The organism is Desulfonema magnum, assembly GCF_017377395.1.
GTDB lineage: Bacteria > Desulfobacterota > Desulfobacteria > Desulfobacterales > 4be13 > Desulfonema_C > Desulfonema_C magnum.
The window spans coordinates 2,444,178-2,463,081 of sequence record NZ_CP061800.1 but is presented as its reverse complement, the minus strand read 5'-3'; the positions used below and the strand labels follow the sequence as shown (position 1 = coordinate 2,463,081).

The 18,904-nt window shown below is 47.5% G+C and carries 11 protein-coding genes; 9 read left to right on the top strand and 2 right to left on the bottom strand.

The annotated features are described in order from the left end of the window. Nucleotides 1-1,184 precede the first annotated feature (1,184 nt). From dnm_RS09940 to dnm_RS09930, 3 genes are all read left to right on the top strand, one after another. Complete coding sequence (locus tag dnm_RS09940; protein WP_207682502.1) at nucleotides 1,185-1,529, top strand: beta-ketoacyl-[acyl-carrier-protein] synthase family protein; 345 nt, start codon at nucleotides 1,185-1,187, stop codon at nucleotides 1,527-1,529. 256 nt (nucleotides 1,530-1,785) lie between these two features. Then, nucleotides 1,786-2,208 carry a TonB-dependent receptor gene (locus dnm_RS09935; RefSeq protein ID WP_207682501.1) on the top strand — a complete coding sequence of 141 codons (423 nt, stop codon included), beginning with the start codon at nucleotides 1,786-1,788 and terminating at the stop codon, nucleotides 2,206-2,208. A gap of 171 nt (nucleotides 2,209-2,379) precedes the next feature. Continuing rightward, the gene (locus dnm_RS09930) at nucleotides 2,380-5,991 is read left to right on the top strand and encodes a SpoIIE family protein phosphatase (protein WP_207682500.1); all 3,612 of its coding nucleotides are present in this window, start codon (nucleotides 2,380-2,382) and stop codon (nucleotides 5,989-5,991) included. 10 nt (nucleotides 5,992-6,001) lie between these two features. Here dnm_RS09930 and dnm_RS09925 read toward each other — a convergent pair whose 3' ends face one another. Then, nucleotides 6,002-6,223 (bottom strand): hypothetical protein, encoded by a 222-nt coding sequence (locus dnm_RS09925; protein WP_207682499.1) that lies wholly within the window; start codon nucleotides 6,221-6,223, stop codon nucleotides 6,002-6,004. 286 nt (nucleotides 6,224-6,509) lie between these two features. Beyond that, nucleotides 6,510-7,595 (bottom strand): transposase, encoded by a 1,086-nt coding sequence (locus tag dnm_RS09920; RefSeq protein WP_207682498.1) that lies wholly within the window; start codon nucleotides 7,593-7,595, stop codon nucleotides 6,510-6,512. A 701-nt stretch (nucleotides 7,596-8,296) separates the two neighbouring features. On the opposite strand from dnm_RS09920, the gene dnm_RS09915 reads away from it, so the two are divergent. The 6 genes from dnm_RS09915 to dnm_RS09890 all read left to right on the top strand — a co-directional run bounded on the left by dnm_RS09915 (nucleotide 8,297) and on the right by dnm_RS09890 (nucleotide 18,781). Continuing rightward, the gene (locus tag dnm_RS09915) at nucleotides 8,297-10,339 is read left to right on the top strand and encodes a TonB-dependent receptor plug domain-containing protein (protein ID WP_207682497.1); all 2,043 of its coding nucleotides are present in this window, start codon (nucleotides 8,297-8,299) and stop codon (nucleotides 10,337-10,339) included. Between the two features lie 44 nt (nucleotides 10,340-10,383). After that, nucleotides 10,384-11,397: a 3-oxoacyl-ACP synthase III family protein gene (locus dnm_RS09910; protein ID WP_207682496.1), complete on the top strand. Its 1,014-nt coding sequence runs from the start codon at nucleotides 10,384-10,386 to the stop codon at nucleotides 11,395-11,397. Between the two features lie 36 nt (nucleotides 11,398-11,433). Then, nucleotides 11,434-12,132, top strand: coding sequence for an SDR family NAD(P)-dependent oxidoreductase (locus dnm_RS09905; protein WP_207682495.1), 699 nt, complete (start codon nucleotides 11,434-11,436; stop codon nucleotides 12,130-12,132). A 240-nt stretch (nucleotides 12,133-12,372) separates the two neighbouring features. Beyond that, entirely contained in the window at nucleotides 12,373-13,920 is a 1,548-nt protein-coding gene (locus dnm_RS09900) for an ISKra4 family transposase (protein WP_207679586.1), read from the top strand. Between the two features lie 125 nt (nucleotides 13,921-14,045). Then, nucleotides 14,046-15,770 (top strand): thiamine pyrophosphate-binding protein, encoded by a 1,725-nt coding sequence (locus tag dnm_RS09895; RefSeq protein WP_207682494.1) that lies wholly within the window; start codon nucleotides 14,046-14,048, stop codon nucleotides 15,768-15,770. 656 nt (nucleotides 15,771-16,426) lie between these two features. After that, a complete protein-coding gene (locus dnm_RS09890; protein ID WP_207682493.1) occupies nucleotides 16,427-18,781 on the top strand; it encodes a DUF3141 domain-containing protein in 2,355 nt (784 codons plus the stop codon). Nucleotides 18,782-18,904: the final 123 nt, after the last annotated feature.

Sequence of the window (18,904 nt, the reverse complement as noted above, 5' to 3'; positions counted from 1 at the left end):
CACCTCATCCAGGGGATATGATAATGGTGATATGCAACATGCAGATTGCTGTCCAGATTCACCTGTTTGATGATATCGCGGGGCCGGACAGCAGGCCCCTGCATATTCTGATTCTGAATAGCGGAGAGCCTTCCTGATAATCCGGAATGCTGCCTTTTCTCAGGGCCAAGGCTGACGCGTGATCAGAGATGGGCAGTCGCCTATCAACAAGATATCTAACTTCTGAGATATCCTAAACAAGTGCAGAAGGAGAACGCGTGTAGCACGAAAAAAGGCGAGAAAACCATTCGTGACTCCCTCAGAGCGTGTTTGAAAAATAACAAATGTCCCCGAAAACGAGCCTGGCAATTTTTTTTAACTGCGAAACACACGAAACACACGGAAAATTACATTTCAAACATGCTCTCAGCGCCACAAAGGCACAAAGTGACTTCGTGAGCCTTCGTGTCTTCGTGGCAAAAAACAGCCCGGAATTACTTTTCAAACATGCTCTCAGTGAGACGCTGAAAGGAACAAAACCTTTCCATTTGTTAATGAATTATGTCGCCCTATCAGTATCTGATGAGAATCACAATAACGAATAAATTCATAATCTTCTGAAATTATTAAATCGGATATAAACAAAATTTGACAATAACCCTTTAATTTAAGGTAGTCCTGCACAAGCAGTGATGAATGAGATTCAGTGTTCTGATAATCGGGGGACTGAACGGGATTCATCACTACCTTTGCAGGACTACCCAAAATATATGAATCTTTTGTCTAATAGTGTGAATAATAATATATTGTTAGAATGTAATGAGGAAAATATTAATTTTTTGTTAAAACGGATTCAGGGGCACAGCTTTTTCATAAAAATAAGTAAAAACAGCTTTTTCAAGGCAAAAAAGAGGGGTGTGTCCCACCTTTTAGACAGAGGCGGATGTCACATATCTGTCTGCCGGATGTCCGGATTTCACAGGTATCGGACATAAAGCATTTTTATCAGCATTTTCAATATAATGAGCTGATATTCAGCCTGTGGCGGCCTTATTCCGACCGAAGGCGGACACCTGTTTTGTGTAAAAGATGGGACACATCCGAAAAAACAACTTGAAAAAAATTGAAACGAATCGTTGAATTATGTGTTGATATTTTGAATTTTGTTAAACGTTCTGTCTGTTACACTTTGAAAGGGAGGAAAAATGAGAGCAGCAGGAATTACAGGCACAGGGGCATATCTGCCGGAAGAAATCAGAACGAATGATTTTTTCAGGCAATTTGATTTGCTTCCTTATGATGACATATTTGACAAATCAGGAATCCTTGAAAGAAGAATAGCAGGCAAGGAAAAGTCTTCTGACATGGAAGTGAAGGCATTGCCGGATGCGGTTGAACATGCCGGGATAACAATTGATGATGTCGAACTCATTCTTGTCGGATCGGCAATTAATGACCTGATGGCTCCGAATAATTCAGCGTTGGTGCGGTATAACTCCGGAGCCGGACCCGCCCCCTGTCTCATCCCCGGTTTTTTAACAAAAAACTAACATTTTCCTCATTGCATTCTGACATTGTTCCGTCATGCAGGAAAGTTCGCACTGCCGCATTCGGGATTTCCTGCCGGCCGGACAATTTTCTCAGGAAAGCTCGCAGTGCCGCGTCCGGACGGCCCCTTTTGCCGGAGCAATTTTCTTGTCCCACGGAAGCGGCCCGGGGGCGGAACTCCGAAATTTTTCCGGGAGGCGGAAGTCTCCGACGCTGTGAATATGATATAAGAAAAGAAGGAAAAAACTGATAATCGCTTTGCTGCGAAACAGAGGCACGATGATGCCAGTGACAATGGCGATAATAATGATGACGGTGCCCCTGATGCCGGGAACAGGAGCCGCCGAAACGCCGACATTCGAGGATGAACTGGATTTTTATGCCCTGGAGGAGCGGATGATGGTCACGGCCACAAAGACGAAGAAGTCTTCGTTGGATACTCAGTTTCACTGGATCGGTGACCGGAAACGCTCCGAGGATGATACTCGACCTGATATTGACGACTATGCCCTTGTGGATATTGCCGTACAGCGTAAAAACATTGCAAAACATTGGGATATCGCTTTAAAAGCCTGCAATTTGTTTGATAAAGATGCCAAAGAGCCAAGCTCATCTTCCATTCCGGATGATTACCCGATGGAAGGTCGAAGTTTTTACGGAGAAATACGATGTCATTTTTAACAGACATAATTTGGAGGATATATTAATGAATGATGGAGACATGAGGCCGAGGCATGGGGTCTGACCAAGACAATTATCTGATATTAAAATAAATGTTCGGTTCATACTTGATCTGAGAGCACATCGCCAACATAACTCTGCAATATCAAGATAAAATCAGGAAACAAAAAAATGATTCTTAAAAAATTATCCTTTGTTGTAAAATTATTTATTTTTCTATCCCTTATCCTGCTGTCGGTTTCAGTCACAGCAGGTGATTCAGTGCAGAAACCAGAGATTGATATCCACAATCTGCGCTTTGATCATGTCCTGAATCTGGGCATGAAAGCCCGACCGGCAACTGTTCAGGACAATGACGGCTATATGTGGTTCGGGGGACAGGGCGAAGGACTCTTTCGCTATGATGGCTACGAACTGAAAAAATACGGTGTGGGACCCGGGCTGATGGCCAATGGCACAGTCAATCGTCTCAGAATAGACCGGGAAAACCCGGATATTTTCTGGATTGCCACCAGCGGCGGCTTTCATCACTTTGACAAATCCAGTGAGACCTTCACTGTTTATCTTCATAATCCGGACGACCCGGCCAGCCTGGGTAATAATGGCACATATGATGTTCTTCAGGACGGGCGCGATCACAATATTTTCTGGATCGGAACAGGCAACGGGCTCAACAAATTCGACGCGGCCGGCAAAACATTTACCCGCTACGAACCTGACCCGGACGACCCTGATACGGTGAATTTTACCGAGGTGTGGCGGTTTATCGAGGACCGCCGCGATCCCAATGTCCTGTGGATCGCCACATACGGAGGCGGGCTGGACAGATTTGAAAAAGATCGTGAAACTTTTACCCATTTTGTCAATGATCCAGAGGATGAGAACACCGTTGCCGGGAATGTAATCAAACATGTGCTTCAGGATAAGGAGAATCCGGACATTCTGTGGCTGGTGATTGGTAAAGGCAAAGGGCTGGATAAATTCAACACCCGCACCGGAAAATTTACCCATTTCCGCCATAATCCCGATGATCCCGACAGCATTCAGACCGATGTTCTCTCAATCTGTTATGATGATGGTTATGGGCGGCTCTGGCTGGGCGGATGGTCCCGGCCGAGCGGGTTGATCCTCTTTGACAAAAAGCAGGAAACATTTCGCCAGTATCTCCATGCCCCGGAAGACCCCATGAGCATCGCCAGCGATATGGTGAATCAGATTTATGAAGACCGGGCCGGAATCTTCTGGGTAATCATGGCATCCGGTCATATTGACAAAATTGATCCCTACGCTCAGAATTTTGCACTGTACCGTTCCCAAACCGAAAATTCAGCCAGTCTGATCAACAACAGCATCACGGCCTTATACCAGGATCGTGAGGGGCTGGTCTGGATTGGCACGGCAAAAGGCATGACGACATACAATCCGTCCAGGGACCGCTTTGCCCGTTTGAAACATCATCCTGATGATCCCACGGCCCTTCCGGAAGGCGGAATTCTGGGCATCTTTCAAGATTCCGCGGGAATGATGTGGATATCCTTTCACAACGGCCCCCTGGTACAATTTGATAAAGACACGGATCAGGTCATCAATCGCTATCTCCCGCAGCCTCCGGCAGACAGTTTTACCAAAATGGTAGAAGATACACAGAATCCCAATATTCTCTGGCTGGGGACACGGGTGGGGGGATTTGCCCGGTTTGACAAAAAGAGTGAAAGATTCACCTATTACCCCCCTGATCCCAAAGCGCCTGAGAAAGGTCCAGCCCTGAAACCTTATTATTATGAAGTCCTCGCGGACCCCGATGACTCGGGGCTCATCTGGATGTCCTCCGGTTATCTTACGACCAACGGACTCATCCGATTTGACACGCGCACCGAAAGATTTACCCATTACCTGCCTGATGCAAATGACCCGACCGCCATCTCCTCGGACGCAACCCGGATGATTCATATTGACCGTTCCGGCAGATTATGGGTTGGCACCGAAGGCGGCGGGTTGAATCAATTTGATAAAAAGACAGAGCGTTTTACCCACTATGTCACGGAGCAGGGCGTGCCGCTGAATGTGAACGCCATTTTAGAGGATGACCAGGGCCGCCTCTGGTTAGGTACCAATGAAGGGTTATGCTGTTTTCATCCGGAAACCGGAGAAGTGGAGCGACAATATCGTGAGACAGACGGCTTGCAGGCCGACATGTTTGCCCCTCTGGCCGCGCTCAGGACAGATGACGGGTGTTTGTGGTTCGGCGGCGGCAACGGACTCAGTCGTTTCCATCCGGATAAGCTGGTAACCAACACCACCCCCCCGCCGGTGGTACTGACCCGGCTGACCCAGGGGGGAGAGGTAAAAGATTGGGGGGAACAGAAAGTGCCCAACCGGCTGGGCAGCATCACCCTGGACTGGAAAGAAAATTTTTTCGAGTTTGAATACGCCGCGCTCAACTTCTCCATCCCGGAGAAGAATCAGTACCAATACAAACTGGAAGGCTTTGACAACGAATGGTACCACGCGGGAACCCGGCGATTCGGCCGCTACTCCGGTTTGCAGGAAGGCATGTATGTGCTGAAAATCAGAGGATCCAACAACGACGGCGTGTGGACCGACAAACCTGCCACCCTGAATGTGTCTGTGAAACCGCACATTGCCGAAGGCACGCAGGTCTTCAGTCTTGAAGACATCCGCCGAGGAACCTCGGCAGATCTCAGATTCAACGAAAACAACCTGTTGTTCGAGGCCGCCCCCCTGGAGTACTCGATTCTCGAAAAGAAAAACTACTGTTATATGCTCGAAGGATATGACAACGGATGGAGATGCATCAGAAACAGCCGGTATATTCCATATAAAAATGTCTCCGAAGGCAGTTACACCTTTCGGATCAAAGACAGCGAAAGCAATACCCATTATACCATGGATATCACGATTCATCCCCCGTTTTACCGATCGTGGTGGTTTATGGGAATGATCGGGGCGGGCATCATTCTGCTGGCGGGCGCGTTTTACCAACAGCGTATCCGATATCTCAAACGCGAGCAGACCGTCAGACAGGAAAAAGCCCTGCTGCTAAAGGAAATGGAGATTGCCCGGCAAATCCAGACCCTTCTGCTGCCGGAAAAGCCGGAACTCTCCGGCTATGACATTGCCGCAAGCTGCGATCCTGCCGAGGAGGTCGGCGGCGATTATTACGATGTCATCTCCGTTGAAGGCTACAAATGGATTGTGGTCGGCGATGTGTCGGGACACGGGCTGACCTCGGGGCTGGTGATGATGATGGTTGAGACCGCGATTCATACGGTGCTGCTTGAAAATCCGGATGTGGAGCCTTCCCGGCTGCTGGCCGCCATCAACAAGACCATTTACCTGAACATTCAGAAGATGAACGAAGCCAAGCACATGACCATTGTGGTTCTGGCAACAGGGAAAAATGGTGATTTTTTCTTTTCCGGGCTACACGAGGACATCCTGATCTGGCGGAAACAGTCGGACACGCTTGAGAAGGTGAGAACGGACGGGATGTGGATCGGCATGGAACCCGACATTTCGGAAATGCTGTCCGTGAGCAGCCTGAACATGGCCTCGGGCGACTGCATGGTGCTTTACACGGACGGCATCACCGAGGCCAGGGAGCCGGGGGACGGAGCCTTTTTCGGGGAGGAGCGTCTGGAGGCCGTTGTGAAGCGTTCGGGCAACAAATCTGTCTCCGAGATTCACAGGGACATCATGAATGCCCTGAAACCCTATGAGAAGACGGATGACGTGACCCTGTTTGTGATGAAACGGGTGTAACGGGGGGCTATCAACCTAATCCACCGATATTAAAAGGAATATGATTTGAAAAAGGGCGTAAAACCATGGCTATAAAGGCTTTTTCAGGGCAAAAAAGAGCGGTGCGGAAAATAACGGACACGCAGAGCGTGGGAACGAGAACGAGAAGCGTGGGAACAAGAACGAGAATACGAAGTTTTCTTTGTGTTCCTTTGTGTCTTCGTGCCTTTGTGGCTATAATTTTTTTTGCCACGAAGACACGAAGACACGAAGGCTCACGAAGTTTTCTTGTTTTTTCTTTGTGTTCCTTTGTGTCTTCGTGCCTTTGTGGCTATAATTTTTTTTGCCACGAAGACACGAAGACACGAAGGCTCACGAAGTTTTTTTGTTTTTTCTTTGTGTTCCTTTGTGTCTTCGTGCCTTTGTGGCTATTTTTTTTGCCACGAAGACACAAAGGTTCACGAAGTTTTCTTTATGGCTTTTTGTAAAAAGTGCGGCGGAAACCAGCTCATACGGACCTCCGTCAGATCCGCCGTGTGTCAGACCCCATTGCCCCCCACACCCGGTCGGGGTTTCCTGTTCGCAAGTTTCAGCATTTTTTCAAATTCCTCAATTTCCTTGCATGTTGTCGCCTGCTTCACCAACCTCACCAGAATGTCCGGGCGGGAGATGGACATAATTTCATCAGAAATATACGCCGGAACAATGCCCACGGATTCTTCAAGAAATCTTAAAACCATTTCACGGGCGTTTTCCAGCTTTCCCTCTTCCTTTCCCCTTTCATGGGCAAATTTCAAAACATCCAGCATTTTTATTTCCTCCCATAATTCGTTAAAAACTGATCTGTCAATCTGTTTGTTCGCCATGACCAGTGCGGCCGCGACAAGCAGAATCGGCATTTTGCCCTTTTTGCACAGATCAATTCCGAATCGCAGCACGTTTCTGACAAACCGGGGTTTCCTCTCCCCGCCGTATAAAGGCAAAAATACAAGTTCCGTTAAAAGCGATGTGTCTCCTCTGCTGACGGCTTCCCGGATTTCTTCAAAACGGGCGGGACCGTCCCGCTCTGTCAGATCAATGATCAAAGGGGCATATTTTCCGGTCAGGGTGCGAATTTCCTTTCTGCCGGCGTAGGGTCTGCCCGAAGCCAGAATAATATCTGTGATATTGTCCCTCCATTCTTTTGCCGCCGAAAAATGCTGAGACGCGAACCTGTAAAGGTCATCTTCGGTCAGATTTCGCTGTTCTTCAACATGATACCCTTTTCCGGCGGAATCTTCAAATACGACATCCAGTATGCCGGCGCTGACAGAAATTTCCGCAGGCTTGTAAGAACAGACCCTTCGGATTTTCCCAGTTTTTATTCCCAGAACTTCAAGGGTCCGGCCGCGAAATGCTTCCGAAAGCCAGTTGATGACAAGGTCGTAATTCTGATAATATTCCATGCCGTCATGGGAAGATTTTCTGAATATCAGATCTGTGTTCTCATAGACGCTTTCTTCCCAGCGTCTGAAAACATCGGGCTGAATTCCGTATTCTTCGCAAATGTCCGCCATCGGTCTTTTCCCGATAAAATACTGTCTCAATATGCCGGATTTTTCTTCCGGCGAGTGGTGTCCGGCCATGCACAGCTCCTAAATTAGGTCAGGTCTGGGATCAAGCAATGTTTTCATTTATTTTTCTCGGTCCTTGTTTTCACCGTGGCTCAATTTTTATTTATTTTAACAGACAACAGCGTCGGAATCAAGAAAAAATCAGCAGGGAGACGGGGGCGAGTCTCATATGCATCAGGCCAAAAGGGTTAGTTTCTGATTTTATTAACTCAGGCCGGGTGCCCGGCCGTAGCACAATTTTTCAAATTGTGCCGCTTTTGAACAATTTGGAAAATTGTTCCACATTTTAGCTTGATGCTTATGGGGCGAGTCTGACCAGGCCAATTATAAAAGAAATCCGATTTTTCGTCCGAGGCGCTTTGCAAAAATTCCGCCTTCGCCTCAGTTTCGCACTCCTTTCCTCCGTTCCCCGGAACTGCCCAAGGAAACCGGGGATGACGCTCTTTGCAAAAATTCCGCCTTTGCCTCAGTTTCGCACTCCTTTCCTCCGTTCCTCGGAACTGCCCAAGGAAACCGGGGATGACGCTCTTTGCAAAAATTCCGCCTTTGCTTCATTTTTGCACTCCTTTCCCCAGTATCCGGGGTTCCTCTCTTTCTTAACAAAAATCTGACAGCTTTCTCATTATATTCTAACAAGCCTGTGTCACAGAGACATGAAAATTTAATACAAGGAGGGAAAGATGATAGCTGGTTTGCTACGAAGCGGAGGCACGATGATGCTTGTAATAATGATGACGGTGAGCCTGGTCCCGGGGAGCGGGAGTGCCGCCGACAATACCCCGAAATTTGAGGATGAGCTGGCCTTTTATGCCCTGGAGGAGCGGATGATGACCACGGCTACAAAGACCAAAAAAACCCTGCGGCAGGCACCGGCTATTGCGACGGTGATTACGGGGGATGAAATCAGGAGCATGGGCGCGAGGAATCTGACGGATGTGCTGAAAACCGTGCCGGGATTCGGGGTTTCGATAAATGAAACCGGTTGGCAGATGTTTGAAGTCAGAGGAATCAGAACAAGAGATTCTGAAAAAATTCTGGTGATGATTGATGGTCACCGGGTAAATAATTCATATTACGGAAGTGCGCTGGTTCATATCTTCGACAATCTTTCCGTCGAAAAAGTGAAACAGGTTGAAATTATCAGAGGACCCGGTTCCGCTCTTTACGGTGCGAATGCGTTTGTGGGAGTTATCAATGTTATCACAAAAGATGGCGATGATGTGAACGGCGCGGATGTAACAGTTGCTGGAGGGAATTTCGATACAAAAAAGATTAACCTCATTGGCGGCAAATCATTCAAAGATAAAGATATAAAAGTATTTGGAAGTGTTGACTATTCAGATACGGACGGAGATGATGTAATCATAAAAGCCGATACCATTGCAGGCACGCCGTTTTCAATGACACCCGGAAATGCGGATCTGTATCTTAAAAAGACAGAAGCTTTACTGAAAGTTTCCTATGGAAACCTGATATTCAAGGGACATTTTTTACAGCAGGATAAAGGCAGTTATATCGGCTTTGCCAATGCTCTTACTGATGATAATACCTATAAAACCAAAGATTCATGGGCAGAATTGGAGTATTCAAGAGCTTTTACAGACAAATTTTCAGCGTCTTTGCGAACCTATTTCGATTATTTTAAACAGGAAACAAAACTCGAAGTTTTTCCTGAAGGATTTCCAGGTTATCCCGACGGGGGGGTCGGAACTCCCGGGCTGAAAAACAGAACGCTTGGAGGGGAATTCCAGTTTGATTACGATCTGTTCAAAGGCAACCATCTGATTGTAGGATTTAATTACGAACACATAAAACAGTATGATGTGGGCCAGAGATTAAATTTCGATCCGTGGACATTCGAACCGATCGCTTCTTTACAGGATGTTTCATCATGGGCGAATTTCAACAAAGACGTAACACGGAAAGTTTGGGCGGTTTATGTTCAGGATGAATGGGCGATCCGTAACAATCTAAGTATTACAGCGGGTGTACGGTATGACAATTACGATGATTTCGGAAGCACCACAAACCCCAGGGCAGGTCTTGTCTGGAATTTTCTGGAACATGCGGATCTGAAACTGCTTTACGGGCAGGCTTTCCGGGCACCGAATTTTATTGAGCTTTATAATGACAGCAATCCCAGCGCAGTGGGCAATCCTAATCTCGAACCTGAAAAAATAAAAACTTATGAAGCCAGCCTCGGATACAGGTTCGGAGATTCGTATATGATGAATCTGAATTATTTTCATAATGACATAGATGACCTGATTGCAGTGGATACATTTGTCACACCCGCGAAATACACAAATCTCGGCGGAGCCGAAGTCAGCGGCATCGAAGTGGTTCTGAACGGCAGGTATAACCAGACCGATTACTGGAAAGTGGCTTATACCTGGCAGGATCCCAAAGATAAGGATACTGACAAAGAACTGCCATTTGTGCCGACACACCGGATCAATTTTAGTGCGAATTACGGTATCAGCAACTATCTGGAAATACACACGGATGTGATTTGGACAGGAGAAAGACCCAGACCCGAAGGGGATACCAGAGAGGATTCGGACGCTTATACCACTGTTGATCTGGCATTGACTGCAAAGAATTTCTTCAGAAACCTTGAACTTCAGCTCGCGTTTCACAATCTGTTTGATGCGGAATATGAAGATCCGGATTTATCAGGAGTGCAGAAACTTATTCCTTATGATTATCCGAGAGAAGGGCTGTCGGCTTTGTTCAGTGTGACGTACCGATTTTAGTTTGTTTTTCAAATAATTGTAAAATCAAGAAAGGAGATAACAAGATGAGATCAGCCGGAATTGTGGGAACAGGGCTTTATGTGCCTGAAGAAATAAGAAGTAATGAGTGGTTTAAACAGTTTAACCTCTTGTCACTTAACAAAATATTTGACGAGGCGGGTGTAATGGAACGGAGAATCTGTGCAAAAGGAGAGAAGTCTTCAGATATGGAGGCAAAGGCACTGCTGGCAGCCGTGGAAAATGCGGGAATCGGTGTTAAAGACATAGACCTTATACTTGATGGTCCCAATATTCATGATCAGGCTTCACCTGGAAATGCCGCTCTCCTTCAGTATAAAAGCGGAGCATCAAATGCTGTCGCCATAAATGTGGATACAGCATGTATCTCATTGATTTCCCAGCTGGAAATTGCATGGTCACTGATAGCAATGGGACGGTACGATACAGTGGCATGTGTTGTAGCGACGATGCAGACAAAGACTGCTGATTATACAGATAAGAGTTGTATGCTTCTGGGAGACGGTGCTGTTGCTGTTATTGTTCAACCAGTTAGTGAAGGGAAGGGCATTTTGAGTGTTCACTTGGAAACTGAGGGGCGTTATTTTGGAGGAGTAGGTATTGATCTCCGACTTCCTCGCTCACTTATGCGAAATTATAGAGCCAGCTATCTGGAGTCATCGAATGAAAAATTGTACTATTTCTTTGATCATGGAGAACAGGGGCTGAAAGAAATAACAAAATCAGGTCCTGTAAGGCCACCGGAAGCTGCCAAGAAAGCTCTTGCAAAAGCCGGATATACCGAAAAAGATATTGATTTCCTTATCACGCACCAACCCAGTAAGATTCTTACCGAAGCATGGCATAAATCGCTGAGAATCCCTGTTGAAAAAACGCATGACACCATTGAAAAATATGGTAACATGGGGCCGGCTTCCATGGGATCATGTCTTCACGAAGCTGTTGTTTCGGGAAAGATAAAAGAGGGAGACCTTGTTGTTATGTTTGGTCCCGGAGCAGGCTTTCATTATGGCGGGGCTGTTCTGAGATGGGGCAAATAACAAAGAGGATGAATGGTAAGGAGGATTTGAATATTAATGAAAAAAATTGCATTGGTTACAGGTGGCAATTCTGGTATTGGCTATGCGACAGCTAAATTGCTAAAGAAAAAAGAATATGAGGTCCTTATTTCGGGTCGTAATCCGCAAAAGACTCAAGAGGCAGGAGAAGAACTTGGGGTCAAGACAATCATCGCTGACATGACAGACATAGAAAGTATCAAATTCCTTGCCTCCCACTTCTTGGAAAGCGGATTGGATGTTCTTGTAAATAACGCCGGGATTGCCCAATTTGTAGGCATAGATGATTTTACAGAAGAATTGTTTGCTCATTTCCTGAATGTGCATCTTCGCGGTCCTCTCCTTCTGGTCAAATCGCTTGTTTCCGGACTACGCAAAAGAAAGGGAAATATTGTCTTTGTTTCTTCCATTGCCACTAAAAAAGGGTTTGCTGGCGGGTATCTCTATGCTGCGGCAAAGGGAGGGATCAGAGCGGCAGTCAGAAATCTGGCAGTCGAACTTGCTCCCGATATCCGAGTTAATACGGTTTCGCCGGGATCAGTTGACACGCCTCTGCTACGGGGATTGGGAGTTCCCGTTGAAGAAATTGCGTCGGCAAATCCTCTGAAAAGAATCGGCGCGCCTGAAGATATTGCTTCTGTAATTCTTACTATTGCGGAAAATCCTTATGTTACAGGAGCGAACTGGGTCGTGGACGGCGGTGAAACCGCAGTCTGATTTTGGCAAAAACTTCCGAATATTCGGAAGTCTGAATACTTTTTTATATAAAGGAGACATGAAAATGAACATTGAAAATGAAATGGGTGCGGCTCTTTTAGGTCGAGTGGAAAATTCAATCATATATAAATGATACAAATTTTTATCCTTGATTTTTTATGTATTATTTGCTATGTATGAAAAGTGGACAGTCATATGAGGGAAATGCTGATAAATGGCAAACAGGAAAGAAAATCATAATTGTCGTCCTTGTCAACAACAGAAGTTGCCTTCGCCGCCTCGACAGAGAAATATCTGGAACTCATCGGCCATCTGGAGTTGCCTGAAAGTCATTCTATGACTCACAGTGATTTGGAAAATCTTTTGTCCGGCGAAGGCCGCGAACTGATGCGAAGACTCATGGAAGATCATCTGAGAATCCGGGCTTGCGGAGATGACGTATGGAAATCCGTGACCGGTTCCGATGGCATTGAACGAACTCATAAGATATTGCGGGAAAGGACAGTGATGACAGTGTTCGGGAAGGTGAGAATAAAACGCACAGGTTATTCGCGTCCCGGGAAGAGCAGTCTGTTTCCCCTGGATGCTGTCCTGAATCTTCCCGAAGGCATCCATTCTTACGGAATCAGAAAGGCACTTGCCCTGGAAGTCTCGAAAAGTTCTTTTTCGGAAGCGACAGATTCGATCAGACGGCAGACCGGAGTGAGAATGCATAAAAGACAGGCGGAACACCTGTCCCGGAAGGCGGTGCGGTGTTTTGACGAGTATTATGAGCAGACTTGCAGCCTCCTGCCCGGGGAGGCGGAAAAACTGCCTTTGCTGATTCTGACAACGGATGGCAAGGGAATAGTTGTCAGGAAGGAGGATCTGAGGGAGGAGACAAGGAAAAAGGCTGAAAATGCCCGAAGAAAGCTGAATAAGAGAATCTCCAAGGGAGAAAAGAAAAATCGTAAGCGCATGGCAACTGTCGCGTCAGTTTATCATATGGAGAGATTTGTACGCTCCCCCGAATCTGTGGCAGGAGAATTCGCACCGGAATCGGAATCGGAAAAAAAAGGAAGGCCCCGCCCCGTGGCAAAGAGGGTGTGGGCAAGTCTGGAGAAAAGTCGGGAGGATGTCATTCGTGAGATTTTCGAGGAGGCTCTGAGAAGAGACCCGTCAAACAGCAAAAAGTGGGTGTGTCTGGTTGATGGGGATCCTCATCAGTTGAAAAGTGTCAACAGGCAGATCGAAAAATTTTCGGTGAGCGCCGTGGTGATACTGGACATCATTCACGTCATCGAGTATTTGTGGAAAGCTGCGAGGGTTTTTCATGATGAGGCAAGCAGGACATCCGAAAAATGGGTCTCAGAACGTCTTCTGGGAATATTGCGGGGCAGAGCCAGTCTTGTTGCCGGGGGGATGAGAAGGTCCGCCACCCTTCTGAAGATAAGACGGAGTTCGAGAAAACCTGTCGATGTGTGCGCCGACTATCTTCTCAAAAATTCGCCGTATCTGCGTTACAATGAGTATCTCGGAGAGGGATTGCCGATTGCCACAGGTGTGATCGAAGGCGCCTGCCGGCATCTGATCAGGGACAGGATGGATATCACCGGAGCCCGGTGGAGTCTGGAAGGTGCGGAGGCGGTGCTGAAGCTTCGATCACTGAGATCAAGCGGTGATTTTGATGATTATTGGAAATTTTATGAGCTTCAGGAATTTGACAGAAACCATTATTCAAAGTATTCCGACCCGGCCATTCTGGACGAATTGTCATCAAAGGAATTTGTGGAAGGGAAGTCGACCTAAAAGAGCCGCACCCAAATGAAATCAGCACCCCTGAAGAAAAAAACAATGAACTTGGAAACGGGAACGGCGAAGCTCAGGAAGCTCCCGCAGATTCATCTGTCCCCCCTCAGAAACCCAGATCCGGCGTGAAGTCTGCCGAATTTATCCTTCACACCCTGGAAAAAGCCGGCGTGGAATATATCTTCGGCATTCCCGGCGGGGCGATTGAAGAACTGAGCAAAGCCCTTGACAAAAACAAAAACATCACCCCCATCGTCACCCGGCACGAAGCCGGTGCCGCGTACATGGCGGACGGCTATGCCAGAGTTACCGGCAAACTCGGAGCCTGTTTCTCCACCGCAGGCCCCGGCGCGACCAATCTCGTTACCGGACTTGCCACCTCTTATGTGGATCGCATCCCGGTCTGCGCGCTCACGGGACAAGTTGCCATGAAATCCTTCGGACGCCAGGCATTTCAGGAATCCAGCGACGAAGGGGTTGACATGGTGAACATCTTCAGACCCATCACCAAATACAGCGGACTGGTAATGAGCAAATACCGGGTGCAGCACATGATTGAAAAAGCAGTGCGGCTGGCGCGCTCCGTGCCCGGAGGTCCCGTTCACCTCAGCCTGCCCGTAAACGTGATGAAAAAGGAAATCCCCCAAATCATGCCCAGTTCCCCCCTGACCGACGAAAGGCTCTTTGACCGGAAAAAAGTGGAAAGAGCCGCGTTCCTGCTTGCCCATGCCAAAAAGCCCGTCATCATCGCGGGCTGGGGTGTCGTTCTTTCCCAGGGCGCGCACAAACTCATGGATCTGGCGCAGCTCCTCAACATTCCTGTTGCCACCTCGCCCAAGGCAAAAGGCATTTTCCCCGAATCCCATCCGCTATCTCTGGGTGTCCTCGGATTTGCCGGTTCCCCGGCCGCCAGGGAATACATCTTCAAAGGGGACATAGACGTGCTGGTGGCAGTGGGCACCAGTTTTAACGAAATGACCACCGAAGGATGGGAAGAAATTCCGTTCAACGATCTCATCCATATAGACGCGGACGTGGAAAAAATCGGCAAAAACTATCCCACGACCCTGGGCCTGGTGGGCGATGCGAAAACCGTGATGAAGGAAATCGTTTTTGCGGTGCGGCGGGAACTCGGGGCAAAACGGGACGAAACCTTTCTCAGAGACATTGCAAACCATTCCGAACTCTCGCAGATCAAAGGCAAACACGCGGCAGCCCAAATCCGGCAGGAATCCAAAAACGACCGGTATCATCCGGAAACCCTGATTGCGGACATCCAGAAAAGCTTTCCCAAAGACACGGTTTATTTTGTGGAAATCGGTGCGGTCATGGCTTGGGCCATCCAGCATCTGGTGATGGACAAACCCTATTCCTTTTACGTTTCCATGGGATTCGGCGGCATGGGATATGCCACGGCAGCGTGCGCCGGGGCAAAGCTGGGACTCAAAGACCGTCCCGTGGTCGCGCTCTGCGGGGACGGCGGATTTATGATGCACGGCATGGAAGTTTCCACCGCGGTGAGCCACAACATTCCGGTGATATGGCTCATTTTCAACAACGGCATGTACGGCATGATCCATCACGGCAGAAAGATGCTGAATCCGCCCATTCCCGAAGGCATTCCCACACGCTTCGCACGGCCTGACTTTGCGAAAATAGCGGAAGGATTTGGTGCCAAAGGCGTGAGTGTGAAAAAGACCGGAGAACTCACGCGGGAACTGGTACAGGAAGTAATTTCAGAATCCCGTCCCGCGATCATAGACGTATGGATTGACGAGGAGATTCCTCCGCCTCTGGGCAGCCGTGTCCGGTCAGTGGCGCAAAACTTTGAAGACCTGCTCCCAAACTGATTCGTTTCAATGCCTCATCATTTCAATTCATCAACAATTCATCATATCCCTCGCTTTAAACAAATAACCTACACAGATTGCATTTAACTAACCGGGACTGATTTGGGCCGAAGTATGTAGGACGATTTTTCAAATCGTCCCTGGGCAAAGCTCAGTATCCGGGGCGGCTTTGATGATTTTTTGCGCCATGTCTGTTTTTTTCTTCAGCCCAGAACGCTTTCAGAATAAAACTTTTGCTCAGGTACTTGTTTCTGCCAAACTGTAAGTTTGGCACTCCGGATGATGACCGGTTTTCAATCTATGCTTTTTTACCAGATATAAGCATCAGATTCAACAAAAATGTCGGAAAAACCGGACAGGAACACGGATGACACAGCCATGCTTTCAAAATCAGATCCCAAAATTACAGATATCCGGACTGATGAACACATTTTTAACAGACTTCTAATATTTCCCGAATAATCTTTGAATAGAGAGCTGCTTGAATTCTTTCAATTTTCGGGTAATTCGGACAGATCAGACTTTTAATCTGACAAAAGGATTTGGTGTATTCTCATTCAGATCATCCGAATCCCTTTTTATCGCTCATCGGCGTGGCGGCATAATCCATTTTACCTCGGAGTGTCTCAAATTATATTGGAAAGGAAAGTTTAATAATGCAATACTTCAATTTTAACGCGTTCAATCCTTATACAAATTTTTCTGCAATTTGGAATGAGGGCCAAAGAAATGATCAGGATCAGACGGATCGTGCAGGATTCTGTTATCCTTCAATTTGGAATGAAAACAGTAAAAATGCCTTGCCCCGGGTGTTCAATCCCTGGGCAGGTCTTTCCGGAATCCTTTGTGAACAGGATCAAACCGATCAGGAACAGGCTTCCGATCCGTGGTTTGGTCTTATGGACGCGTTGAGCTACTGGACAGATGCGGTACAGCGATCCATTCTTTTTATGGATATTATGCGTGAGCGCGGAAATGTTTACATGGATCATGCCGCAGATGACCAGCCGCCGGTCCTGATCTTTGACTATGAAATTATTATGAACGGAAAAGAACTGGTCCCTCCGTCCAACTATCAGTTGGCCCGGATCATACCGCCGGAGGATACGAAGATTATCCCTGGCAAACGGCCTGTGATCATTGTGGATCCCAGAGCCGGGCATGGCCCCGGCATTGGCGGCAGCAAACGGGATTCGGAAATCGGTATGGCTCTGAAAGCCGGGCATCCGGTTTATTTTGTCCTTTTCAGCACATTTCCGGTTCCGGGACAGACCATTGCGGCGATGGAACAAAGTCTGGTCCAATTTATCGAGGAAGTGGGCAGACGACATCCCAAGTCCCCCAAACCCAGTGTGACCGGCAACTGTCAGGCCGGATGGGCATTGGTCATGTTAAGCGCGAACCGTCCGGGCACCACCGGACCTATTGTCCTGAACGGATCTCCGCTCTCTTACTGGGCCGGGATTGAAGGCAAGGATACCCTGCGATATCTGGGTGGTATTCTGGGCGGCACCTGGATCAACGCCTTTCTGAGCGATCTCGGTGCCGGCATTTTTGACGGTGCCAATCTGGTGCTGAATTTTGAGCTGATGAACTGGTCCAATACCTTTTGGAAAAAGCAGTACAATGTTTATGCCATGGCTGATACCGAAAGAGAACGATATCTCCAGTTTGAACGATGGTGGAACGGTTTCTTTCACCTGAGCAAAGAAGAAATCGTCTTCATTATCAATAATCTCTTTATCGGAAACAAGCTGGAAAAAAGAGGGGTTCGACTGCATGAGGACGAACTTCTGGATCTGAGAGCCATAAAGGATCCGGTGGTGGTGTTTTGCTCAGACGGAGATAACATCACGCCGACCCAGCAGGCGTTAAATTGGATTGTCAATGTATGGGAAAGCACAGGAGAAATCAAACGGCGGCAGCAGGTTATCGTGTATGTGCTTCACAAGCGTATCGGTCATCTGGGAATTTTTGTGTCAGGCAAAGTTGCCAAGAAGGAACACAAGGAAATCATCGGAAGCTATGACATGATCGAATATCTTCCCCCGGGACTTTATGAAATGGTTTTTGAAAAAGAACAGGCATCCCCGGAATCGCCTCCTGAATATCTGGTTCGCTTTGAAGAACGAAGACTGGAAAATATTCTTGAACTGAATGATGAGATGCTCACAGAAGAGGAAAATTTTCCCCTGGCCGCGGCTGTTTCGGACAGAAACTACTCTCTTTATGAAACATATGTCAGCCCCTTTGTGAAAATGGCGGTCCCTCCCATAGTTGCCGACGGATTGAGGCTGCTTCATCCCCTGAGAGTGACACGTCTCGGATTTTCGGATATAAACCCTTTCCTTTCCTGTCTGGAGATACTGGCTCCCATAGTACAGGCTTACCGATGCCCTGTGGCACCTGATAATCCGTTTCTGGAAATTGAGAAGGCATTCTCCTATCATATCTCAGAAACACTGGACTTGTTGAATACCTGCCGGGCGCAACGTTACGAAGCCCTGTTCAAGATGTTCTATGATCGCTTTTCTCCCTTGCATTATTTCTTTCCTGAAATGAGGAAAAACGGAACTATGTGCATAAAGGAGAGAATTGAAAGTCGGAGGGCCAGACGTGAATTCAAGAAGGCAGATCGGGCACGGTGGATGCGGGCAATGACCGAAGGGGGATTTGTAGAGGGTCTGGTTCGGGTCATTCTGAGCATCAGCACTGCCGAAGGCGGACTGAATCGTGATGAATTTCAAATGTTTGAAGAAATAGCTCGGAAACATTCGCGTCTGAGGCGGATTACAGCTCCGGCATTCAGACGAATTGCTCGCAAACAGGCCAGGATTCTGCAAACAGATAAATACTGGGCTGTCAGGACATTGTCTGATTTGCTGCCCGCGCCCGAGGATCGTGAAGAGGTGTTGCGAATTTGCAGATCGGTTTTTCCTGAAGAGGGACTTTCCACAGCAAAAGAAATGCTGGCGTTTCTTTCAAAAGGCGGAGCAATTATTGCAGCATAAGCGGCTTTACATTTAAGATATTAACCATCTTTTTTTATATAAATCCTCTAAAAAAAGACCTCCGAGGTTTCGGAAACCTCGGAGGTCTCTGATAGCAAAAAATTTTGTTCAGGTACTTGGCTG

Coding starts and splice junctions, on each gene's coding strand:
- dnm_RS09940 (WP_207682502.1), top strand. CDS start 1,185: ATGAGAGCAGCAGGAATTACAGGCACAGGGGCATATCTGCCGGAAGAA.
- dnm_RS09930 (WP_207682500.1), top strand. CDS start 2,380: ATGATTCTTAAAAAATTATCCTTTGTTGTAAAATTATTTATTTTTCTA.
- dnm_RS09920 (WP_207682498.1), bottom strand. CDS start 7,595: ATGGCCGGACACCACTCGCCGGAAGAAAAATCCGGCATATTGAGACAG.
- dnm_RS09915 (WP_207682497.1), top strand. CDS start 8,297: ATGATGCTTGTAATAATGATGACGGTGAGCCTGGTCCCGGGGAGCGGG.
- dnm_RS09910 (WP_207682496.1), top strand. CDS start 10,384: ATGAGATCAGCCGGAATTGTGGGAACAGGGCTTTATGTGCCTGAAGAA.
- dnm_RS09905 (WP_207682495.1), top strand. CDS start 11,434: ATGAAAAAAATTGCATTGGTTACAGGTGGCAATTCTGGTATTGGCTAT.
- dnm_RS09890 (WP_207682493.1), top strand. CDS start 16,427: ATGCAATACTTCAATTTTAACGCGTTCAATCCTTATACAAATTTTTCT.